We start from the raw sequence: 23,407 nt of genomic DNA, 5'->3' as shown, positions 1-23,407 counted from the left end.
TCCGGTAGGAGAGACCTCATGTCGAACGATGCAGTGCTGGACCGGCTGGGTACCAGCCTACGAGTCCTCGAACTCGACCCCATCGGTTACCGACCACACCCGATTCACAATCACGACCGCATCTGGACCGAAACCAATTGCTATGTCGATCTGTGGATCGAAGTGCTGCATTCTCTCGGCACCGATCCCACTCCTGCCCTCGCCTTCGTGCTGAGCGCGGGATGCGACGGGCGGCAGTGGGATTTCGTGAAAATCGCACCGGAGGACCTGCGGACCCTGTACGGCATCGGTGTGGCCGAGATGAATGTGTGGCGTCCTGTCCTCGAACACGTCGTCGAGGGTCTGGAAGACGGCATCCACGTCACCGTGGAGGTCGACGGCTTCTGGCTGCCCGACACCGCAGGGACCAGCTACCGCAATCAGCACACCAAGACCACCATCGTCCCCAACCTCGTCGATCGCGACGGCAAGGTGATGGGGTACTTCCACAACCGCGGCTACTTCGAGCTCACCGGGGCCGACTTCGACGGGATCTTCAATCTCGCGCCCGAACCGCACGCCGAGGTGTTGCTGCCGTACGTCGAGCAGATCCGGGTGGACTCCACAGTGCTCGACGCCGGGTTCGGTGATCGCGACCTCGACGTCGCTCGCGCGCACCTGGCTCGCCGAGCTCCCGGCAACCCGGTCGAGGCGTTGGCCGGACGCATCATCGCCGACATCCCGCTCGTGCAGACCGCGGGGCCCGACGCATTTCATCTCTGGTCGTTCGGTCTGCTTCGTCAGTTCGGTGCCACTGCAGAGCTCGCGGCCGACTACGTGCAGTACCTCGAAGGTCGAGGAGTGACGGGTGTTGCCGATGCCGCACAGCACTTCCTCGACGCCGCGTCCGGGGCCAAGGCCGTTCAGTTCCGAATGGCGCGCGCAGCTCGTGGCCGGGATGTGGTGCTCGACGAGCCGCTCATCGAGATGAGCAAGAACTGGTCTGCAGCCATGGACATCGTTGCAGGTGCATTGGGCACGTGATCGATCTGCTCGACGGCGCTCGGTGGCGGCTGGCCCGAACCGATGCCGGCTCCGTTCTCGACCCCCGCGACCTGACGCACGATCTCGAGTGGTTCGACGCCGTGGTGCCCGGCACGGTTGCCGCCGCGCTCGGAGACTCGCTCGCGGTGAATCCGGACGATCACGACTGGTGGTTCGTCGCCGACGTCTCCACCGGTGACCATCGCCGGGTGCGGCTGACGTTCGGCGGCATCGCCACCCGTGCACAGATCTGGATCGATGGCATCCACCGCGCGAGCGTGACGTCGATTTTCGTTCCCGAGATTCTGGATCTGACTGATTGTGGAGGCACCGTCGCGATCGCGATCCACGTCGAATCGTTGGCTGCACGTCTGAAGTCTCGACGCCCCCGCGGTCGGTGGCGATCCTCGCTGGTCGCCGCGCAGGGGCTGCGACACGAGCGGACCACGATGCTCGGTCGCGCACCGGTGTACGGGCCCCTTCCGGTGCCCGTCGGACCGTGGCGTCCGGTGTCGATGACAGTGGTGCCCGACGTTCGTCGAGTCGAACTGTCGACCGCGGTGTCCGGTGCGGACGGCATCCTCACGGTCCGCGCCGAGCTGGATGCTCCGGGCGTGGCCCGAATCCTGATCGACGACAAGGGCTTCGACTTCGGAACGGTCGAGCGCATCGACCGTTCGGTGACGCTGCCCGACGTCGAACTCTGGTGGCCGCACACGCACGGCAGACCGCGGACGTATCGCGTCGCGCTCGAGGTCGACGGCACCGTCCGCCACCAGGCCGTCGTGGGGTTTCGCACGGTGCACCTGGACCGGACGGAGGGCGGCGCCGTACTGACGGTCAATGGCGAGCCCATCTTCTGCCGCGGTGGCACGTGGACGCCGCTGGATCCGGTGCGGCTGTGGTCGCCGGAAGAAGATCTGCGGGCAGCGCTGGAGCAGCTCCGTTCGGCGGGCCTGAACATGGTGCGGGTGGTCGGAACCCTGGTCTACGAGCAGCCCGAATTCTGGCTTCTGTGCGCCGAACTGGGCATCATGGTGTGGCAGGACGTCATGTTCGGCACCCTGGACCCGCCTACGGACGAGGCGTACATGGCGCTGGTGGACCGCGAGCTCGACGCGTTCGCCGCTACCGTCTCGGCGAACCCGGCTCTGATGGTCGTCAGCGGTGGAAGCGAGACGCAGCAGCAGCCCACGATGCTGGGCCTCGCGGCCGAGGATCAGCGAATGGTGCTGCTGGACAAGACAGTTCCAGACTTCATCGCCCTTCGTTTGCCCGGAGTCGCCTACGTGACATCGAGCCCGTCCGGGGTGAGCGATGAACTGCACACCCACGTGGGTGACGGTATCGCGCACTACTTCGGGGTTGGCGGCTATCTGCGACCGTTATCCGATATCCGCACTGCAGGAGTGCGTTTCGCGGCAGAATGCCTCGCCTTCTCGGTTCCTCCGGAACGAGGGCAGGTGGAGAAGTTCTTCGGGTCCGCGGCCGTCGCCGGTCACCACCCGGACTGGAAGGCGGCAGTTCCACGTGATCGCGGCTCGTCCTGGGACTTCGAGGACGTGCGAGATCATTACGTACGCACGATCTTCGGCGTCGACCCGCATCTGATTCGCCGTGACGACGCCGAGCTGTACCTCGACTACGGCAGAGCGGCGATCGTGGAAGCGTTCACCGAGGCGCTCGGCCACTGGCGTCGGGCATCCTCCGGGTGCGCCGGAGCACTTGTGCTCACGTTGCGGGACTCGGTTCCCGGTGCCGGCTGGGGCATCGTGGATACCGCCGGTGTGCCGAAGGCCCCCTTCTATGCGTTGGCACGGGCCAGTGCCCCGCTGGCACTGCTGTTGTCCGACAACGGGCTCGACGGCTACTCCGTGGAACTGGTCAACGACGGACCGGCATGCTCGGGCAGTATCCGAGTGGTGCTGCACGCCTCCCGCGGCAGTCACGAGTTCGAGCAGGCGGTGACCGTGCAGGCGAACGCGTCGATCGCACTGACGGTGGACTCCATCGTCGGCACCTTCACCGATGCCAACCATGCGTACCGTTTCGGCAGTCGAACCTACTCCGCCGTCACCGTGCTGTTTCTGAACGACGATGGCGTCGAGGTGACCCGAACCACCGCCCTCGTCGGTGCGCAGAGCCGTCAGAACACGGTGGGATTGAGCGCAGAGGTCGTCGAAAAATATTCTGGAACATGGGAATTGACTGTCCTGTCCCGCTGGCCGGCGCAGTACGTCTGCGTCGACATCGACGGATTCGAGGCGTCCGACTCGTGGTTCCATCTGGCACCGAACGAACCTCGTACGCTGACGCTGGTCGGACGTGACGCGAGTGCACCGCGCGGACATGTGCGTGCGCTGAACAGTGTGGAGCGGGCCTCGGTGGTGCCGAAGGTCGTGAGTGGAAATTCGTAGTGGGCTACGAACTTTTGTGCACCTGCCGCTAGCGGCTCGTGCTGAGCTTTCCACGCGCATAGCCGATTCCGGCTGCGCCGACACTGGCTACCACGGCCATCGCACCCCAGGCGCGCACCGGATTGCCACGGGCGGCAGCACTGGTTTCGCGACCGACTGCGCGAGGCAGGATCTTGGCGGTGTACGCACGCTCCGACGACAGTGCGTCCTCGGCACCGATCAATCGGGCGATGGCGGCCTTTGAGACGCCCTCGGCGTAACTGCGCGTGATGAGATAGCGCGGACGAGTGCGGTCTGCACTGACCGTGTGGTCGACGACGATCGAGGGATCGAACACGATCTGTGCATCGGGATGCGTCTGCCGCAGCCGGATGCACAATTCCGTCTCCTCGCAGCCGAGCGGGACACGCCCGATCCGGCCGATGCCGGAGACGAATCCCCCGAGCGCGACGACGGGCTCACGGCGGAACGACATGTTCGCGCCCATGAGATTGCGGACCTGAGCGGTTTCCGTTGGCTGCCCGCGGTAGGTGCACCCGACGACCCAATCGAGTTCGCCGGGTTCACCCACTACCTCGGCCGGTAGGAAGGCCGGACGTTTGTCCGGCCATACCGGGTATGCAGAGCCCCCAACGGCGTACACGGCATCGTCCGAGTAATGGGACAGAATGGCTCCGAGCCACTCTGTGGTGCGCGGTGATGCATCATCGTCCAGGAACACGACGATCTCACCGCTGGCAAGGTCGAGCGAGGTGTTGCGCGCTCCCGAGAGGCCGCGAGGGTGGTTGTTGTCCACCACGTTCACGGTTCGGTGCAGCGGCAAGAATTCGGCGCGTGCGCGCTCGGCCAACTGCGCATTGTGATCGATGACAATGATCAGTTCTTCGGCAGGCACATCCTGATCGAGGACGGCCAGCACGGCGGCCCGGAGTTCGGTCCACCGAGCCAACGTGTACGCGCAGATGACAACCGACGAAGTCGGCAGACTCACGCCGTTTTCTCGCGAAGCTCGAGAACCTCGTTGTAGGACTGCAGAGCCTCGAACTCGAGGTCCATGTCGGTACGCGCATCGATCGACTCTCGCGACGGGCGGACGATGGACTTGCGAGAGATCTTGCGTGCGCGCATGCGCTCGGTCATCAGGGTGCGTAGCACGCGGAAGCCGTCGGAGAAGGTGCGCAGGTTGCTCTGGCCGTAGATGCGGGCCAGCTCGACACTCGGGACTTCCTCGATCCGCACGGACGCCTCGGCGAAGCGGCAGTTGATGATGGTCTCGATCTCGAAACCGTCGCCCCACAGCATCATGCCTTCGGCACCCGGCTGATCGACGACGGGCAGGTCGAGGACCGGCACCAGATCGCGCCAGAAGGCGTTGTAGCCGTAGCAGAGATCCGAGAAGCGCGTTCCGAAGAGCGTGTTGGCCACCAGATGCAGGCCACCGTTTCCGGCGCGTCGCAACGGGGTGATGTCGTGGCTTCCGCCACCCTCGCAGAACCGGCTGCCCTTGGCGAAGTCGGCACCGGCGATCAAGGCGTCGACGAAACGCGGGATCTCGGCCGCATCGGCGGAGCCGTCGGCATCGAACATGACGATGATGTCGCCGGTGGCAGCTTCGAAGCCGCAGGCGAGCGCGTTGCCCTTGCCCTTGCGGGTCTGCTTGATGATCCGAATGTCGCCGCGAATCTCGCGAGCGGCATCGATGGTGCCGTCGATGGACCCACCGTCGACCAGCACGAGCTCGTAGTCGTGGGAGAGCAGTGGGAGGACGTGACGAAGGTTTGCGGCCTCGTTGAGCGTCGGGATGACGACACTGACGCGGGGATTCTTACGATTCAACATATCCATTCCACATGGGTCGAGTGCGGTGGGCAGATGTCTCCGAACTCCGTGAATCGACCCCCGCCGCATCCACAGACAGTGTCTTCGCGTTCGGTCCGAAGCGTAAGAACCTGTTTCCTTTGACTGAAAGCAAGCTTAAAAGAAGCTAGGAGATTGTCAAGCTGCAAACAAACAATCCGAAAGACTGTTTGGAGATGCACGTCATAGTTTGTGATTCGATCAGCTGGATCGGTACTGGTAGACGATCGTGTTGGTGTCCGCGTACCGAACCGACCACGCCGAGTTGGTGGCGAGCCACTGTCGGAAACGCGCGACCGAATCGTCGGCGACGAATCCGTAGTACTGCATCGCTTCGAGCGACTGACGAGTCAGAACCATGTATGTGGGGGTGTCGCTGCTCGACGCCTTGTAGTCGAGATCGCCGAGCTTCGCGGGTGTCGGAAAGCCCTCCATGTACTCCGGGCCCAGCGCATAGAGGGGAACGTCCCAGTAGTCGTCGGCCTCGGTCAGGCGGCCGTAGTCCGACGTGGACCTGGCCGGGTAGCCCGTGGAGTACAACATCGTCACCGAGGTACCCGGCGGTGCCTGTGCTGCCACCGCGCGGGCGTCGTCGATCTGTTCGCGATGCTCGAGCACGATCGGCCACAGACCGAAGTAGCTCTGCAAACCCAGCACGGCTGATCCGAGCGCTCCGGCCACGGCAACTGCGACAGAGGTCCGGGCAGTGATCCTGCGGGCCCTGGACGGTCGATCCTGGGGCGGCTCACGGTCGAACAGCGCCAGGAACAGTGGAGTGATCAACAGAACGCAGCCGGGAATCGCGTAGAGGTACACCCGGAAGATCGCCTCGCCGCCGTAACTCTGCCCGGCGAGCAACATGATCGATCCGAATGCCATCACCATCGGTGCCCAGAACGTCTTCTTCGTACGCCAGGCGTAGATCGCCGAGACGAACGCCAGCGCGAACACCCCGCCGGACAGGGCGCGGCAGACCAGAGACGTGATCTGCTTGCCGAGCACCCCTTCTTCCTTGACGTTGCTCGCTGCGTTCTGCACGGGATCGAACCCCTGGAACAGTCCGTACGGTGCCACGATCGGCAATCGCGGATACAGGTATCCCAACAGGATGATGCCGAGCGGAATCATCAGCCACCACGGCTTGGCGCGTCGGGTCACCAGCAGAACGCCGGTCACGGCCATCAACCAGTACGGAGTCAGCTGGTGCGTGGGCACCAGCGCGGCGAACGGAACGATCGACAGGAATGCCGCGGACCTGGTGAGCGTCGAGGACATCAGCAGCGCCAGGAAGCCCACGGCGAGCAGTACGGCCCACGCCTGCGGTGAGTAGTAGTCCTGACCCACCCAGTTGATGACCTCGGCGAGCATCGCCGCCGTGATCGCCGCGCGTTTGTCGAACTTCATCACCCGTGCCAGTCCGTAGACGGCCGCGGCGAGAACCACGTGGACCATCGGCGCGAACACGTGCGCCAGGGAGAGCGTGTCGTATCCGGTGACGTGTTGGAACCAGGCGGATACGAGGAAGAAGCTGGGCCACTCGCTGTAGATGTCGACACCGGTCGGAGTCAGCCGGTTCATGTCCAGGACGAACTCGGTGACCGCGACGTGCTTGTACGTCCAGTCGTAGATCGGAGCGGAGGTGACGAGGGTGACCGTGAATCGCTGAACCACGATGGCCAGGCCGATCGCGGCAAGCATGGTGCGCAGCTGACGACGTCGCAGCGCGATCAGGAACGCCGCCATGATCAGCATCATGCACAGTACGAGCCCTGGGCCGGTTCCGGCGGTCAGCAACCCGAACTGCGAGTACGTCGCGCGCTCGAGACCCGGCAGCAGCGGTAGCCACAGGAAGAACGCCAGCGCCAGCATCAGGCCGGCCACATTGCGTCGCAGCGTCTCTCGGTCGGTCAGCGCGAACCGGACCGAGGTGATCGCTGCCGTTCGCGACGACGGTGCGACGACCTCACGTGCCCGCGCGATCCACCACGACAGGTCGGGGCGGCCGTGCTTGCGGTACCACAACACCGACGAGCCGATCAGGGCCACGCACAGCAACAACGTCCACATCCGGGGCGACCAGCGGTATCCCCACATCGCCACCGACACCATCAGCGTCACCACCGAGATGCTCAGAATCGGCAGTGCCGCAGGGACCGCAGTGCGAGGAATGCGGACCCACGACAGGATCGCGGCACCTGGACCGAAGAACAGCAGGACCGCGAGCAGGACGACGCGAACGAGCGTCGGCAGTGCGATCATCGAGGTCAGGCCGGACAGTGCGGCGAGCACGCTGATGTCGGAGTAGCGCAGTCGGCTGCCCGCACGCCTGCGTGTGCCTGCAGCGGAGTCGGTGGTGCCGACGGGCCAGTCGAAGGTCCACTCGGACGGGACGAACAGTGTGTGCCGTAGATCCGCCATGGACCGGAATCCGGAATCAGTCGAGGACCGGCTCACGGCTCACCCCCGCCAGAGGAGTGCGTTCGCGACCTTCGCGCCTGCTGCGGCGAATGGCCGCAGGACCCTTGGCGATGGACAGCAATTCCATTCGGCCGATGCCGTCGGGCAGATCGGCAGCGAGATCGTCGGGAGGTGAGGCGACCTTGCTCATCTTGGCGGACAGGCGAATGGCGCTGCCGAGTCGGCGGACGGCGACCGTGGCGGCCAGCGTCGCCGATCTGCGGTTCGTCGCGACGGTGTACAGCCACGCACCGAGGCCGAGACCGTAACCGCGGGCTTGCACCGCCAGTGCTTCGGAGTCGGCGCGGTGCCGGTGCCACACGATGGCGGCCGGCTCGTAGACCAGCTTGTCGCCGGCCATCAGAACCCGGAAGAACATGTCGAGGTCCTCCCCGCCGTTGGTCGGAGAGCCGACTCCCAGCGACTCGTCGAATCCGCCCAGATCGAACATCCGCTCTCGGGCGACCGCAAAATTGGCTCCGGTTCCGTACATCCCCACCTGGAACGGAAACAGCGGTACATCGGCAGGCGGATTCTTCAGGTCGTACACCCGAGGCGTGACCGAACTCGCCCACCCGACGCGGCGATCGAAGTACGCCTGCGCCTGAGTCCTGATCTCGCCGCTCGGCACGATGCCGGACACGCACGTGACCCCATCGGTCCGCCCGAAGCCGCGCGCGATGCTGCGCAACCATTTGGCGTCGACGGCGACGTCGTCGTCGGTGAATGCCACGATGTCGTGCTGCGCGGCCCGCAACCCCGTGTTCCTGGCCCTCGACAGGCCTGGCGTCGGCTCGGACACGACGCGAACGCGCGGGTCGCCCAGCCCGCGAACATACTGCTGAGTGGCGTCGGTCGGGGACGCATTGTCGACGACGACCACCTCGAAGTCGGGGTAGTCCAGGCCCGACACCGATGCCAGCGCGCCCTTCAGATGATCGACTCGGTCGCGGGTGCAGATCACCACGGTGATCGGCGGTAGCGCCCGGTCGGGGTCGGGCAGAGCGTCGGGCATCGGAACCTGGGCGAGCGACATCGCCGCCCGTCGTACATCTGCCGCCGTGACCGCGCCGTCGACGACATCGAGTTCGACGAAGCCGAGTGGATCGAGGCCGCGTCGGATCAACAGCCGGGCACGGCGATAACCGTCGGAATCGTCGAGAGCGAGGGAGAGGGGAAGATCCTGCTCCAGGTCGATGTCACCGATCCACACAGCACCGTCCCACTCGGGAGACTGGAGTCTGGGGAGCGCGGGAGGTAACACGGAGGGGGTCCTTTCGGGTGACACGTCGGGTCGGATTCAGCGAGGTCTCGGTCGGCGAGGTCTCAGTCGGCGCGATACCGCACCCAGTCGACCTTCATGGTCGCCGGGAACGGCGTCGAGTCGTCGGTGGGGCCGGGCCAGTCGCCGGCGACGGCGACGTTGAACAGCAGGAAGAACGGCTTGTCGAAGACCCAGTAGTCGGCACCGCCGATCAGGTCGGCCGGGGTGATGGTGGCCAGGGTGGTGTCGTCGATTCCGGTGGTCACCCGGCCCGGTGATCGCTCGACCCAGTAGGTGTGGAAGTTCTCCGACAGCGGCTCCGGCGGAATCCCGCCTGCATCCACCTTCTGGCTGGTCAACGAATCCGGCTGGGGCGCATGGATTCCGGTGTGGTACTGATCGGCCTGGTTCAGGGTCTCCATGATGTCGATCTCGCCGGACAGGGGCCAGCCGACGGAGTCCAGGTCGGTACCGAGCATCCAGAATGCCGGATGCAGGCCTGCTCCGGCCGGCATCTCGATCCGAGCTTCGATGCGGCCGTAGGTGAACTCGAACTTGTCCTTGGTGGTCACCCGGGCCGAGGTGTAGCCGTCACCGTTGCGCAACGCGTTGACGACCATGTTGCCGTCTCCGTCGAGAGACGAGTTCTCGGTCGAATCGGTGTAGTTCTGCTTCTCGTTGTTGCCCCATCCGGTCTGTCCGACGTCGTGACTCCATCGGTCGTCCGCCACCGCATCGCCGGCCGTCCCCGAGAAGTCGTCGTAGACGGTGTATCCGGGCTTGGCCGCAGCGGTGTCGGACTGTGACGTCGTCGACCCGGTGCCGTTGGCGATGGACTCGCTCTCGATGTCTGCTCCGTCCGAGCGTTGGGAGAGCCCGTACACGGTGCCGGTGGCGACCAAGCCGAGCACGATCAGGAACGCCAGCACAGACGGCAGGCGACGTCGCGGACGCTCGACGATGAGCCCGGTTCCGGGTAGCCGCGATACCTCGACTGTCCTCGTTCCGGACTCTCGGCTCGATGCGGCGTGACGATTCACGCGGTCTCGTCGACGGTCTTCGGTGCCCGCGTCGCGTTGAACTGCGAGACCGACAGTACGACTACGCCTACGAGCAGGGCATAGGTGGCGATGCGTTCCATGGAACCGATGCCGAGTCCGAATTCGTGACCGCTCATGTAGGCGAAGTAGCCGGCCAGGCCGACGGCACCGAGCGCGGTGACCGCGACGCGGATGCTGCGTCGCAGGCTCGGGTGCCCACCGGCGATGACGAGGCCGAAGTTGCCGAAGACGAAGAACACGGTGGCGCCGAACGAGTGGATCGGGTAGTTCACGCCCTGATTGACCACGCCCGCGGTGATGGCGCCGACACCTGCGACGACGAAGAACGACGCAGCTCTGCCATCGATCCGGCGGACGATGTACCAGGATCCGCCCACTGCCGCGATCGCCAGACCGAACAGCACCATCGAGGCGTTGAGGAGAACGTAGAGCTCGCTGCACGGCCAGTTGCCGGTGGGCCCGCAGAACGGAATGCCGAGCTCGCTGATGTAGTTGTTCCGGTAGCTGTAGAGCCCGCGCCACGTGGCCGACACGATGTACTCGACGAGGACGAACTGCACCACCGACAGGCCCGCCCAGCGAGCGACATGGGCGACGAAGCCCGATCTCGACGGAGCCGACCGTGCGATGGTGTTCGACGTGGGGCGCTTGGCTTCGGGTTTCGTGGGGCGCTTCGCTGCGGTGGTCATGCGGTCTTCTCCTGAGGGGCGAGCAATGCGAGGGGGTCGGCTGCGACGAGACCGAGTGCGGCATGCACCATGTGGCTGTCGAAAACGTTGTCGTGGAACGACGCCGAGACGAACACGACCGAACCGATGGTTTCCATCGTGATCATCACCGACTCCGGTCGGCCCGGATCGGCGATCACGAAGAAGGCACGGTCGGCAGGCTCGGCACACCAGGAGACCTGCTCCAGCTGCCGGACTCGACCGACATCGGAGTACATGAGTCTGACCTTCGGCTGCACCGGCACGCGGTCGTCGAACACCCCGGACACGGCCTTCTGTTCGCGCTTGTACTTGATGGTGCTGATCGTCGCCGAGGCGATCGGACGGCCCTTGGCGATGGCCCCGGACAACGCGTCGTGTACTTCCCTGGCCGAGGTGGGATCGATGTCGGAGAACCCGATCCCGGCAGCGAAATTCCCGAGAACGACGGTCGACGGCGGAAGGTAGCGGCGGCAGTCGAACAGAAAAGCTGCTGACCGATCGACGGGAAAAGATGTACGTGCGAACGCTGTGGCCACGGCGGCGCACATCACCGCACTGACGCTCGCGCCGGGCAGATGGGTTTCTCGCCACCGGCGGATCGCGTCGGTGGTCCCCTGCCGGGTCACCGCCGTGGCCACCGCGGCGGAGGGTGCCCAGGGCCGAAATGCCGTCTGCGATGCGGCGTCGGATATGCCGAACCGGTCGGCGGCTTCGGGAACGGTGCCGGGACGAACGCGGCCGTAGATCGTGTCGACTACCTTCCTCGGGTTGCGAACGATCCAGCGCAGCAGTGCTTTTCGAAGCGGATGACCGTCGACTGCGCTACTGGCCCAGGCCGGGAACGGTGCATCGGGAGTTGCGTCGGCCAGGTACGCGAACAGGTCGACCGGCAGCAGAGCGTCGCCGAGACCGTGGTTGAGATCGAGGAACAGGTAGCGGCCGGCCAGCCGAATCCGGAGGGGAATCTCGGGCCTCGACGCGTGCGAGAACTCGGTGAGTTCCTTGGTCAACTGCTGCCGGTCGACGGCGGGACCCTCGGTGATGTGCTCGAGGACCCGTCCGGGCTCGTAGCTCCAGCCTGCCGAAGAATGGTCGGCCCGCAGTCCCAGTCGAGTCGCAGGACCGAGGGATGCCAAAGCGAGCACGCGGTTCTGCACTCGTGCGAGATCGCCGAAATCCGCAGGCCCCAACACGGTCACGATTCGAGAATCGGACCGCAGCATGTCCAACGAACTGGCGCGATAGGTCTCGGTCATGGTGCCGTCCTGTGTTGAGCGTGGACCGGAATGCGACGCGGTGACGGTTGGTCGTGCTGCGGCGGACCGTCCTGACGCTCGCGACGAGGAGGTTCGCTCTGTCGGGGTTCTCGGGGCCGCGAACCGGCGTCGTGATCCTCGATCGGCCCGTGCGGTCCGGGTGAGCCCGCCGGTCCTGGATCGTCGTCGGATTCGCCGTCGCTGCCGGCGGACAATTCACGAATCCAGCGGACGAGCGGCACGATCAACACGACGGCACCGAACGCCTCGGCAGCGAGGTAGGCCCAGCCGACAGCCGCGATGCCCATCGACGACGACAGTGCCACCGACCCGCCGATGATGATCGAGGTGGCCACCACCTGCACGATCACGGCCAGACGCATGCGTCGACGCACACGAGCCAAACCGTCGTACAGGGATCCGACGACGGAGAGCGGGATGGTCAGCGCGGCCAGCTGCACGATGATGGTGCCCTGATCGCGGTAGCCCTGGCCGATCAATCCGAGACCGAACGGTGCGACGAACGCCAGGAAGATCGACCCTCCCACCGCGACGATGCACACGAGTGTCATGAATCGTTTGGTGAGGCGGTGGAACTGCGCGGGGTGAGCCGCCACCTCGGCCACGTACGGGCCGATCAGCACGCTGATCAGGATGTAGAGGGCGCTGACGATCGACCAGGTGAGGGAGAAGTACGCGTTCTGTTCGGCACCGAGGGTGGCGACGACGATCATCGGTACGAGCAGCGGAGCGAGCGAGCCGAGTGCGGTGATGCCGTACGCCGAGCCGAAGTAGGACCACATCTCGCGCCTGGGCGGCAGATCCGGCTTGCCTGCGTACCGCTGCTCGGTACGAAGGTTCTTGAAGATCGCACGCAGGACGAAGATCGACGCCACGATGGCGGGGACTGCCCAGGCGGAAATGATCGAGGTACTGCGCTCGGTGGAGAAGAGCGCCAACAGCAACACGAATTTGACGACGGCATGGAAGACGTTCTTGCCCGCCGCCCAGCGTGCGACGCCGAGACCGGACGAGGTCTGATCCTGGAGTGCGAACACGGCGAGTACCGCGACGAAGAACGGGAACGAGACGATTTCGGCAGTGTTGGTGAACATCTCGTCCACCGGAGCAACCAGCAGGAACCCGCCACCGAGTACGAACGCGAACGCGGTGACCGTGATGTATCCGCGCACGATGAAGGACTTCGCGAGCCGACCCGAGATCGGGAGAAACCGCTCGTACATCGAACCGAGGCTGAGGTTGGACAGTGTCGAGAGCATCACCGCGGACGTGATGACCGCCGACGCGCTGCCGACCTCGGCAACGGGGTAGAGCCGTCCGGCCGCAGCCCAGAACAACAATCCCAACGCGCCGGTGATGACAGTGGAGAGCATCAGGGCCATCGAGTTGAGCGCGAGGTTGCGATCGGAGGCCTTCGATCCCGGTCCCGTCTCGGGTGGCGCCTGCTCGACGACGTCGGCAGGAACATCGACCGAGTGGACGGGATTGTGCCGAGGCACGGTCGGCACCGGCATCGTCGGGCTGTTCATCAGACCCAGGTCGAATCGCGCCGGTTCGACCGGGTACCACCGAAGCTGTTCGAGCTGCTCGTGTCTGGGTGGCGCAATCCTGGGAGCGCGGTGCTTCACAACCGAACCCGCCCTACCGGCACGGGCGGAGACGGAGCGGCGATCTCGATATCGAAGGCCGCAGAGGTGGCCGCCAGGAGTTCCGCTCTCACGTTCTCGCGCAGATCGCGACCGTAGAGCGAGTGATCGCCGGACTCGAAGGAGGTGACGGTGGGGACGGACGATCGACGCTGCAGCCGGCGCATTCCCTCCGGACCACGATTGGCCTCGAACCAGGCGGTGTCGCTGGGGGAGAGCAGCACTCGCGTCTGCACGTGCCGGTCGGCGAGGATGCGCAGCGAGATCTCGGGAACCTGGATGAGCCCGCGTCGCCCCAGCCAGATCCACAGGGCATACGGCATCCGAGGCTGCAGTGCATCCTTGATCCGCACACCCCGGTGGTGCAGACGATCGAGTGTGCGAGCACGCAACCCCGCCTCCTCGATGTGCATCGAGGAGCGTTTGACGAATTCGAGGCGACGGGTGGTCCAGTCCAGGGTGTTGAGCAGCACGGCAGCACGTACCCCCAGCTCGCGGGCAGCGAAGCTCGAATACCATGAGCCCGAACACATTCCGGCTACCAGAACGTTGTCCGGGGAGGTTCCCGACTGTCGGACGGCGGTGAGTGCGTCCTCGTTTCCCTCGTCGCTGTAGAGGCGGGTCAACTCCCCGTCGGTGACGGCACCGGACTCGCCGGTTCCGCGTCGATCGAAGCGCACCGTCGATATCCCGAACCGAGGCAGCAGCCGAGCCAGTTCGACCCACATGCGCACCGGGCCGACGCGGTGCTCGTTGGCGGTGGGGTACAACACCACGGTCGGGCCTCCGGGCAGGCACCGATCCGAGGTGGAACGAATCGCGAAAAGCTCCTGTGGGCCGAGGTGTTCGATGCTCTCGTGGATTCCGTCGACCACGAACCGCGACCGATGCGTCACCTCCACATCGTGGGTCGGTGCGACGGGGAACTTCGACGCCGTCCACGTCGCGAGGTGACCGATGTCCGACGTCGGGATGATGACCTCGAAATCACTGGGCTCGAGAAAGTCGTCGTGCGCGGTCAGGGTGTGCTCCTGAGCCGAGAGAGTCTCGACGAGCTTGCGGACCGGCTTCGAGTCGCTTCGCTCGGGACGGGTGGCGACCAGCCCCGGTGCGTCGATTCTCGTCTTCGCGGCATCGAGTGCCGAGAGGTTCGCGGCCGAATCCGGATGCAGCACAGCGCCGATGATCGACACCCGGGGGTCGGCATCGGAGTCGGTGGTGACGCTGACCGCGTACAGAGCGCGCTGCTCGTGCAGATACGACCGGCCCTTGACGACCGGATCCCACAGCGTCAACGCGGTGAGCGGCCCGCACTCGGCGGCCACCGAACATGCCAGCAGAGCACCGGCACGCAACCCGACCAGACCGACCTCGCGTGGCCCGCATCCGCGGACGTAGTCGACGGCCTCGACGATGCTGCGCTGCCAGCGTGCGACCGCGTCGGGCCGATCCTGATCACCCCACGAATCGCCGGTGCCGCTGTAGTCGAACCGCAGCACCACAAGTCCCTCTGCACAGAGCTTCTGCGCGAGCAGCGTCATGCCGCGATACGAATCGACCTGCTCCTTGCCCAGGGGCGGGCACAGGACGACGCCGCCGCGCGCCCGCCCGCCCGACGGCACGTGGACGGTACCGAACAGCGGCGCGTCCGACGGCCCGAACCACATCGGGTACTTGCCGCCCGCAGTACGCGAAGAGGACTCGGCGGGAACCGATCCGTTGCGTAGGGAAGCGGTGCGGGGGCTGTTCACAGATTTGGTCCTTCGTGTGTGTACACGGGTGAAGCGGCAACGATCAGTGGCGCAGTGCAGCCGGCCAGGCCGAACGATCGAGTCCGTGGGTGCGGAGCAGTGCCAGGGCGATGCGTTCCATGCCGAACCCGACACACGCGCTGTGGGCGGGCTCGCCGTCGACGGTGGAGATGTCGAAGGTGTGCCCGAAGTGATCGCGGTGGCAGTTGCACGAGACCACCGCGGTGCCGTCGTCGAGATCTCCGTAGAGTTTGACGACCAGTTCGGTCTTGAGGTTCTCGTTGCGCTGGTTCGCCGCCAGCATGCGTCCGGCGCGACCGAAGAACGGATCGTTGGCGATGACCGCCTCGGCTTCCAATCCCAGATCGGCCAGTACCTGCAGGCCGCGCGGCACCCAGCGTTCGCGGTGCGCGATCGCCTCGTCGGGGGTGCCGACCCGTACGAACTCGTGCATCCGAAATGCTTGCATCCGAGCCGGATCCACCGCGGGCTCGTGCCGGAAGCAGTAGCCGTAGATGTCCATCAGCGTGCCCTCGGCAGGCAGTGTGCCGGTGAGCATCGAGTACGACGGGTGGCAGGCGGCCGAGACCAGCATGGTGCCTGCGGAGTGGAGGAAGTGATCCCAGTCCTTGCCGTCGGATCTCTCCGCCAACAACGCGGCGTGTTCCTTGTTGTCTCCCTCGAAGGTGTTGATGGCACCGGTGAGGTTGGGGAACGACGCGATGTAGTCGGTGCGCTCGAACGCTTCCCGTGGAAATACGGGAGCGAACCGGAACCGCGTTGCCTGACGGCCGTGTTCGGCCAGCCCGGCCTCGGTGACACGGGCATCGACGAACTCGATGATGTCCTCGAATTCACCGCTGCGCCCGTACAACCCGGGAATCGAGCTGGGTACCAACAGGCCGGCGTCGGTGAGCTCGGCGCGGAAAGCCGCTCGGGCGGAGTCGAGTTCGCTGAGTTCGGTCTCCGGTGCGGAGTGGGTGGTAGTCATCACTTGCCCTTGTAGACGAGGGAGAGCTGGGCGTTGTGTCCCAGGATGCGTTCGTTGCTGACCATGATCGCGGACCCGTGCGCGTCGCGGAGATGACGGCCGATGCTCATCTCGCCGTCCTGTCGGTAGCCGGAGATGCCGCAGATCTGCAGTGCCTTGCCGACGATGTCGATGACGAGCGTCGAGGCGGTGACCTTGACGTTGTTGATCTTGAGCGCGAAGCCGATGGCTCCGAGCTCGGCCGGACTGTCTGCGACGGCCTCGAACTTGGCAGCGGCACCGAACACGGTGTCCACGAGCTGCTCGTGCACCACCGTCAACTCCGCCAGACGCAGCGCGCTCGGCGGCGGCGTTCCCGGTGTCTTGCGCGCGGCCTTCTGTACGGACTTGCGCGCCTTGGTGACGGCCGCGTCCGCGATGCCGAGCCACGCCGATCCCCACAACACGTGCGCCACCGGCAGCATGGTCTGCGCGGAGATGTCGCCGTAGTTGTCGCCCAGAATGTTCGACGTCGTCGTGCGAGCGGCCAGCATGAAGCCGGGGCTGCAGGTGCCGCGGAAACCGAGGGTGTCCCAGGTGCCGGTCTTCTCCAACGTCACATCGGGCTTCTCGCACACCACGAGCACCTGATCGCTCGGCGGGCTGTCGACACTGCGCCGCGCGGTCGCCAACACGATCTGCGCGTACTCGCCGTAGGAGATGACCGGTGCGTTCTTGCTCAGCGTGATCTGCTCGCCGTCGTACTCCACCGCACAACTGCTCGAGCGAACGTCGCCGCCGATGTTGATCTCGGTGGTGGCCGACGCCACCAGAATGCGATCGGTCACGATTCGCCGTTGCAGGTCGGCCATGGCGTCGGACTTGCCGTGGCGGACGATGCTCAGCACCTGCGACTGGTGCATCACGAAGATCATCGCCGTCGACGCGCACTCGGCACCGAGGGCGCGCGAGATCCTGGCTATGTCGGTCAGTGTCGCGCCACCCCCGCCGAACTCCCGCGGAATTCCGACCCCGAGCAGGCCGGCGTCGCGTAGCGCCTCCACCGATTCGGTGGGGAAACGGGCGTCGCGGTCGACCTCGTCGGCATACGTCCGCAGTACGGCCAGCACGTCGGTCATCGACTGGTCGATCGAGCTCTCGTAGACGGTGGTCATGGCTTCAATCCGTCAGCTGGGCGATGGCCGCGGAGATCGCGTTGATGGAGCCGAACGTCGACTTCTGCAGCATGGTGTCGGGGAACTCGACGTCGAACTCGTCCTCGAGCGCGATCATGACGTTGACGCTGGCGTGCGAGGTGAGGCCGCTGTCGTAGAGATCCGCAGCTTCGTCGATGCCCTCCACGGGGACCGGCAGCTTTCCGAATTTCTCCAGAACGGTTCGCACTCTGACCACGTCGTGCGCATTGAGCGTCTGCATCGAAAACCTCCACCGATCGCGTTAACCACGAGACCGGACGGCCTCGTCGTCGACTCAGGGTCGGCCGACAGCGCGCCTACTCGACCCTAAGTCTCCCCAGACCCTTCTAAACAATATCGCAGATTGTTTAGTAGCGTTACCTCCGATGCCTTTGTCGGTATTTCGGTCGCCGTACACTTCGAGTGGAGCGGGGGCTCGTACGGACGCCGGATCGGGCGTCGAAACACAATTTTGCGAAGGACTGTCTGGTCGATGGGTGGAATCTGCGGGGTGTCCGTGGGTACCGGTGCGGTGCGCATCGCGTACGTCGCAGACGGCCGCCGTGTCGAGGACTCCATAGACGCCGAGGGGGCACACGACCTGCTGCCCGGCAAGCTCGTCGACCTCGGGCCGTTCGAGGACATCGTCCTGGCCGGATGGGATACCGCAGCCGTCACGGCGTTGCTGGAGACCCTCGGTGACGGCACCGTGCCGAGGGCTCGGATGGTCGAGGAGTCCCACGCCCTGCTCGCGTACGCCATGACGGTTCCGGAACTGGAGGACAAGGACTACGTCCTGGTCGTGGACCTGGGCAAGAAGGGGCTTTCGGCGACCGCACTCGACGTTGCGGGCGAGTACGTCGAGTGGACTGCGCGCACCGTGGACATCAGCGGTGACCGCTTCGACGAGGTGGTCCGAGGCATCGTGATGGCCAAGGGCATTCTGCCTGCACCGATAGGGCCCGAGGGCGACGAGGAATACCAGGCGTTCTTCCGTGAACTCAAGGAGCTGGTGAGCTCGTCGGTCGGCGTCAGGGCACCGAACCGCGGCCCGATGCTGCTCAGCCGCAAGGAATTCGAGCGCGAGATCACCCCGCTCGTCTCCGACGCTCTGGACTGGGCCTCCAAGCAGGCACCCGACGCGGTGCTGCTGATCGGCGGCGGCGCCGCCATCCCCGCAGTGCGCACCATCATCGAAGACAAGTGGAACGTTGCCGTCCACGTGCCCGACGCACCCGCAATGGCCGTCGCCACAGGTGCTGCGCTCGACGAAAGGCCACCCGTGGCCGCGCTCGACGCGGATGTGGGAATCATCACCGTCCCCGACGATGCGTCGGAACTGCTCGATGCGCCCGAGACGTATGTCGCACCCGACGCAACAGGCTTCGGCACGGTCGAGGAGTGGATGGTCGACGGCCTGACCGTCGACCAACTCGCGGTCGAGGATCTCGCGATCCACCCGTCCGTCTCGGACGTCGATCTTGCGGAACCCGATCTTGCGGAACCCGATCTCGACGACGCCGATTTCGACGGCGAAGTGTCTGCGCGGCCCACGGTGCTCGAACCCCAGGTGCTTGCACCGGAAGTTCTCGCACCCGAGGTGCCCGAGCCGGGTGTCGTCGCCGAACCGATTCGCCGTGGCTCCCGGACCTGGCGGGTGCGCGACGCATCCGTGCTCGCCACCGTGGTTCTGATGATCGTGGCAGTGGTGGGGCTGGTCTACACCCGAGGAAACACGCCGCCGCCCACGCCGCTGATCGACGAGCAGATACCCATCGATTCCACGTTCGCCGCCGCGCTCTCTGCGGCGGCAGAGTCCACCGACGCGGCTGCTCCCGGTCCCGTCGAGCTTCCGGTCCTCGGGCCGGCCCGCTTGTCCGATGCCGACCTGTACGAGCGGACGTTCGAGTACAGCGGTGAGTTGTACCGACCGTCCGTCGATTCGGTGGTTCCGGAGTAGACCGCAGGTTCGGTTCGGGCCGGCCGGGCAGGGAGTCGGACAGGTTTCGGGGAATGCGAGGGCGTGCACCTTCGGGGCACGCGACCCGTCGATCGATCCGAGGCGGTAGCCTGGCGCACTGGACGAGGTGTATCGCGTCCGAGAACATTTGCCGATCGAAGTGAGGCCGACCACCGTGACTGTGCTGCTTGGGGTGTCCATGGGGACCCGAGCCGTGCGCACGGCGCAGCCCAGGGCCGAACAGTTCGGGACACCGGCCGCCGACCCCTCCGGCCTGGTCAGCGACATCGAACGGCCGCTGTTCTTCCGCAACGAAGTCATCGACAGCGTCGGGGGAGACCTTCCGCACCTGGCCGTCGAATCGATCGGTGCCGCGGCCGAAACCGAGCCCGAACTCGCCACCGGTGTCGCGTACCGCGACCCGCGCCAGGCCGACGCGCTGCAGGCGGCCCTCGCCGGTGCGCACCTGCACAACTACCACCTCGTGCACGAGGTGGAAGCTGTTGTCGAGTACCTCGCGGCGACGGGCGAAGCCCGCAACTGCAGTTCTGTCGCCCTGTTCGACCTCGGCAGCTCCGGCTTGACCGTCAGCGTCGTGGACCTGGTGCAGCGAACCGTCATCGCCTCGCAGCGCTCGGGTGAGTACAGCGGAGATCTGCTCGACGCCCACGTGCGCAACAACCAGCTCCGCCGCCTCGGGAAGAACCCGACCGACCCCGACATGCCGCTGTTCGAGAAGCGTTGCCGCATCGCCAAGGAACGCCTGTCCACCCAGGACGCGGTGTGCTTGCCGGATGCGAGCGGCATGATCCTGCTCTCGCGTGAGAACTTCGAGTTGCTCATCACCGACCTGGTGGACGAAGCCATCGAGTTCGCGCGCGGAGTGATGATCGGCGCAAACGTACCCATCGATGCGGTCGTCCTGATCGGCGGTGGAGCGCGCATGCCGATCGTGCAGAATCGCGTCGGCCCGTTGCTCGAGCTCCCGGCTCTCGTTCCGACCGAACCCGAGACCGTTGCGGCACGTGGAGCAGCGCTTGCGGCTCGGCCGCACTCGCGGACGCGAACCGGAGCGCAGGGAAGTCCCCGTGCGGATCGCCCGGTCGCGGACACCGTGAACCCTGCCGCGGCGATCGTGGCCGAACCCGGCTCGCGGGTGCGTCCGCCGGCTCCGCCGTCTGCCCCCGGCCGTCCGGTTCCGGCTCGTCCGTGGATCGCGTCGGCCCCGGCGGGTGCTGACGCCGCGGCCGCGGCCGCGGCGGGCGGTTTCGAGTCCTCGAGATTCACCGATCCTGTCGAATCTTCCGATTCCGTTCCCGTCGATTCGGAATCGCCGCTGCCGGTAGTGGATGATGTTCTCGACGACCACGTGCAGGGGGCGCGGGTCGACGGGGAGGTCGTTGCGTTGAGCTCGAACACGGGGGAGCGGTCTGCGGAGAACTCGGCCACGGTGCCCGAGGTGGCCGCCACCGTTACATCAGGGTCTGCTGCATCCGATCCTGCTGTAGCAGAGACTGTTACGCAGACACCCACATCGAAGATCGGCACCGATTCTGCTGCAGACGACGGCAAGCCCGTGCCGTTCCAGCTGAAGAACGTCTATTGGCTCGATGCCGATTACGACGACGACGACGGCGAAGACGATCGCACGCGGGCGCGACGGAGGCTCCGAACCGGTGGTGTTCTCGCGCTCGGTCTGGCTGCAGTGGTCGGCGTCTCCGGCTTCATGCTCACCCAGCAGAACGCACCGCAGGTGGTCGACACCTCGGTCAGTCGCACCCAGACCGACGCTCCGGCCGTCACCACTGCGCCGCCGACGCCGATGATCCCTGCGCCGGTCCTGCCGCCGCCCGCGCCGGAGACCACCGTCGAGCCGACCACGGTGCCACCGGAGACCGAGGTCTACCAGGAGCCGTGGACGCCGGAGCCGACGACGACCACGGCCGAGCCGGCACCGCCGCCACCACCCGTCGAGTCCGTTCCTCCGACGACGCAGCAGCCACCGCCGCTGATCCCGGGCCTTCCCGACTTCACGTTGCCGGTGTTCCCTCCGCTCATTCCACCCGCTCCCTGATCGAATCTACTTGTCCGCGTGCGTATTTCGCGGTCGTATGTGCTCGAAGATGAGGATGGTCTCGGTGGCGGCGACGGCCGGGTCGGCGCTGAGGTTCTCGACGACGAAGTCACGCAGCGTGGCGGTGTCGACGGTGGCGACGTGCACCAGGAAATCGTCGGCACCGGCAATGAAGTAGATGTTCAACGTCTCTTTCCGTGAGGCGATCTTCGATCCGAACTCGCTGATGCGTCGTCGAGCATCTGCTTGCAGCCGGACCGAGATCATGGCCTGGATGCCCTGGCCGAGAGCCTCGGGGTCGATATCGGCGTGAAAGCCGCGAATGACCCCGCGTTCGACGAGGGCGCGCACCCGCCCCAGGGCAGTGGACGGCGCAATCCCGGCAGCCGCAGCGAGTGCGTTGTTGGGTGTTCGAGCGTCGCGGCGTAGCTCGTCGAGCAGGATGTGGTCGATTCGATCCAGGGGAATGGGCCGAACATCGTTCGGCTGGTGCCCCGTGTCGCCCGTCTCGAATGAACTATTGCTGACCATTTCGGGAGTCTACAGAATTATGTTCACATCCGTTGCGGGTATTTCGTAGATAATTCATAGTTGGCCTACAACCGGTGGGGCCACGGCTCCCATCGCCCAGCATCGAGGAGGCTGTCATGAAGATCGGAATTCCACGCGAGATCAAGAACCACGAATACCGGGTGGCCATCACCCCGGCGGGCGTGCACGAACTGGTCTCGCGAGGACACGAAGTGATCATCGAAACCGAGGCAGGGGCCGGATCGTCGTTCACCGACACCGACTACAAGGCCGCCGGCGCGCAGATCCTCACCGACGTCGCCGAGGTCTGGGAGACCGCTGATCTGCTGCTCAAGGTCAAAGAGCCCATCGCCGAAGAGTATTCACGCTTGCGCAAGGGGCAGGTGCTGTTCACGTACCTGCATCTCGCCGCCTCGAAAGCGTGCACCGATGCGTTGCTGGAGTCGGGCACCACTGCCATTGCATACGAAACCGTCACTGCTGCAGACGGTTCGCTGCCGCTGCTCGCGCCGATGAGCGAAGTTGCCGGACGCCTCGCGCCCCAGGCCGGTGCCTACCACCTGATGTCCAGTGAAGGCGGTCGCGGAGTTCTCATGGGTGGAGTCCCCGGAGTGCGCCCCGCCAACGTTGTGGTGATCGGAGCCGGTGTGTCCGGAAGGAATGCCACCGCAATCGCTTTCGGCATGCACGCCGATGTCACCGTGCTCGATCTCGATGTGAAAGCGCTACGCGCCATCGACGATCAGTACCGCGGTGCCGTCAAGACGCTGGTGTCGAACGCATACGAACTCGAACAGGCGGTTCTCGCAGCGGATCTGGTCATCGGTGCCGTACTGGTGCCCGGAGCCAAAGCGCCGAAGCTGGTGTCCAACAGTCTGGTTCAGCGGATGAAGCCGGGTTCGGTTCTGGTCGACATCGCCATCGATCAGGGCGGCTGCTTCGAGGATTCGCACGCCACCACTCACGCAGACCCCACCTACAAGGTGCACGAGTCGGTGTTCTACTGCGTCGCCAACATGCCCGGTGCCGTGCCTCGGACCTCCACCTACGCGCTCACCAACGCGACCTTGCCGTACGTCGTCGCACTGGCCGACAAGGGTTGGGAAGCTGCCTGCGAGGCCGATTCGGGACTGAAGGCGGGACTGAGCACCCACAACGGAGCTCTGCTCTCGGAGACCGTCGCCGCTGCATTCGCCTGAGCGGCTCCGCCGCA

Annotated in this window: 18 protein-coding genes; 5 read left to right on the top strand and 13 right to left on the bottom strand. The window is 65.6% G+C overall.

All coding sequences use genetic code 11. From position 1 onward, the window contains the following. The first annotated feature begins 18 nt into the window (after nucleotides 1-18). Both MTX34_RS07710 and MTX34_RS07705 read left to right on the top strand, forming a co-directional pair. Entirely contained in the window at nucleotides 19-1,023 is a 1,005-nt protein-coding gene (locus MTX34_RS07710) for a DUF1839 family protein (protein ID WP_243608993.1), read from the top strand. Next, entirely contained in the window at nucleotides 1,020-3,440 is a 2,421-nt protein-coding gene (locus tag MTX34_RS07705; protein WP_243608992.1) for a glycoside hydrolase family 2 protein, read from the top strand. Before MTX34_RS07710 ends, MTX34_RS07705 begins: the two co-directional genes overlap by 4 nt. Nucleotides 3,441-3,468: 28 nt before the next feature. Here the strand turns inward: MTX34_RS07705 and MTX34_RS07700 are convergent, their stop codons facing one another. The 12 genes from MTX34_RS07700 to MTX34_RS07645 form a co-directional block, all read right to left on the bottom strand. Beyond that, complete coding sequence (locus MTX34_RS07700; protein WP_243608991.1) at nucleotides 3,469-4,431, bottom strand: glycosyltransferase family 2 protein; 963 nt, start codon at nucleotides 4,429-4,431, stop codon at nucleotides 3,469-3,471. Continuing rightward, the gene (locus MTX34_RS07695; protein WP_243608990.1) at nucleotides 4,428-5,285 is read right to left on the bottom strand and encodes a glycosyltransferase family 2 protein; all 858 of its coding nucleotides are present in this window, start codon (nucleotides 5,283-5,285) and stop codon (nucleotides 4,428-4,430) included. The genes MTX34_RS07700 and MTX34_RS07695 overlap by 4 nt, the downstream gene beginning before the upstream one ends. Nucleotides 5,286-5,498: 213 nt before the next feature. Then, the gene (locus MTX34_RS07690) at nucleotides 5,499-7,715 is read right to left on the bottom strand and encodes a hypothetical protein (protein ID WP_243608989.1); all 2,217 of its coding nucleotides are present in this window, start codon (nucleotides 7,713-7,715) and stop codon (nucleotides 5,499-5,501) included. Nucleotides 7,716-7,731: 16 nt separating this feature from the next. Continuing rightward, on the bottom strand, nucleotides 7,732-9,018 hold the full coding sequence (locus MTX34_RS07685; RefSeq protein WP_243608988.1) for a glycosyltransferase family 2 protein: 1,287 nt from the start codon (nucleotides 9,016-9,018) through the stop codon (nucleotides 7,732-7,734). A gap of 62 nt (nucleotides 9,019-9,080) precedes the next feature. Next, nucleotides 9,081-10,058, bottom strand: a complete 978-nt coding sequence (locus MTX34_RS07680; protein WP_243608987.1) for a glycoside hydrolase family 16 protein — start codon at nucleotides 10,056-10,058, stop codon at nucleotides 9,081-9,083. Further along, nucleotides 10,055-10,768: a DUF998 domain-containing protein gene (locus tag MTX34_RS07675; protein WP_243608986.1), complete on the bottom strand. Its 714-nt coding sequence runs from the start codon at nucleotides 10,766-10,768 to the stop codon at nucleotides 10,055-10,057. Before MTX34_RS07675 ends, MTX34_RS07680 begins: the two co-directional genes overlap by 4 nt. Further along, complete coding sequence (locus tag MTX34_RS07670; protein ID WP_243608985.1) at nucleotides 10,765-12,045, bottom strand: hypothetical protein; 1,281 nt, start codon at nucleotides 12,043-12,045, stop codon at nucleotides 10,765-10,767. Before MTX34_RS07670 ends, MTX34_RS07675 begins: the two co-directional genes overlap by 4 nt. Beyond that, nucleotides 12,042-13,580: a lipopolysaccharide biosynthesis protein gene (locus MTX34_RS07665; protein ID WP_243608984.1), complete on the bottom strand. Its 1,539-nt coding sequence runs from the start codon at nucleotides 13,578-13,580 to the stop codon at nucleotides 12,042-12,044. The genes MTX34_RS07670 and MTX34_RS07665 overlap by 4 nt, the downstream gene beginning before the upstream one ends. Nucleotides 13,581-13,690: 110 nt before the next feature. Next, a complete protein-coding gene (locus MTX34_RS07660) occupies nucleotides 13,691-15,463 on the bottom strand; it encodes an alpha/beta hydrolase (protein ID WP_243608983.1) in 1,773 nt (590 codons plus the stop codon). Nucleotides 15,464-15,506: 43 nt separating this feature from the next. Next, complete coding sequence (locus MTX34_RS07655) at nucleotides 15,507-16,454, bottom strand: amino acid--[acyl-carrier-protein] ligase (protein WP_243608982.1); 948 nt, start codon at nucleotides 16,452-16,454, stop codon at nucleotides 15,507-15,509. Beyond that, nucleotides 16,454-17,608 carry an acyl-CoA dehydrogenase family protein gene (locus MTX34_RS07650; RefSeq protein ID WP_243596725.1) on the bottom strand — a complete coding sequence of 385 codons (1,155 nt, stop codon included), beginning with the start codon at nucleotides 17,606-17,608 and terminating at the stop codon, nucleotides 16,454-16,456. The genes MTX34_RS07655 and MTX34_RS07650 overlap by 1 nt, the downstream gene beginning before the upstream one ends. Before the next feature lie 4 nt (nucleotides 17,609-17,612). Continuing rightward, entirely contained in the window at nucleotides 17,613-17,870 is a 258-nt protein-coding gene (locus MTX34_RS07645) for an acyl carrier protein (protein ID WP_243608981.1), read from the bottom strand. Nucleotides 17,871-18,122: 252 nt separating this feature from the next. Here MTX34_RS07645 and MTX34_RS07640 point away from each other — a divergent pair, with 252 nt between their 5' ends. Beyond that, nucleotides 18,123-19,589 (top strand): hypothetical protein, encoded by a 1,467-nt coding sequence (locus tag MTX34_RS07640; RefSeq protein ID WP_243608980.1) that lies wholly within the window; start codon nucleotides 18,123-18,125, stop codon nucleotides 19,587-19,589. Between the two features lie 175 nt (nucleotides 19,590-19,764). After that, on the top strand, nucleotides 19,765-21,663 hold the full coding sequence (locus MTX34_RS07635) for an Hsp70 family protein (protein WP_243608979.1): 1,899 nt from the start codon (nucleotides 19,765-19,767) through the stop codon (nucleotides 21,661-21,663). 6 nt (nucleotides 21,664-21,669) lie between these two features. Here the strand turns inward: MTX34_RS07635 and MTX34_RS07630 are convergent, their stop codons facing one another. Continuing rightward, the gene (locus tag MTX34_RS07630; protein WP_243608978.1) at nucleotides 21,670-22,194 is read right to left on the bottom strand and encodes an Lrp/AsnC family transcriptional regulator; all 525 of its coding nucleotides are present in this window, start codon (nucleotides 22,192-22,194) and stop codon (nucleotides 21,670-21,672) included. A gap of 116 nt (nucleotides 22,195-22,310) precedes the next feature. On the opposite strand from MTX34_RS07630, the gene ald reads away from it, so the two are divergent. Continuing rightward, the gene (gene ald / locus MTX34_RS07625) at nucleotides 22,311-23,393 is read left to right on the top strand and encodes an alanine dehydrogenase (RefSeq protein WP_243596720.1); all 1,083 of its coding nucleotides are present in this window, start codon (nucleotides 22,311-22,313) and stop codon (nucleotides 23,391-23,393) included. The last annotated feature ends 14 nt before the right edge of the window (nucleotides 23,394-23,407 follow it).

It is taken from the genome of Rhodococcus sp. ARC_M5 (assembly GCF_022810405.1).
GTDB classification, from domain to species: Bacteria; Actinomycetota; Actinomycetes; order Mycobacteriales; family Mycobacteriaceae; genus Rhodococcoides; species Rhodococcoides navarretei.
The sequence above is the reverse complement of the archived record's forward strand: the minus strand, read 5'-3'. Positions and strand labels throughout refer to the sequence as shown.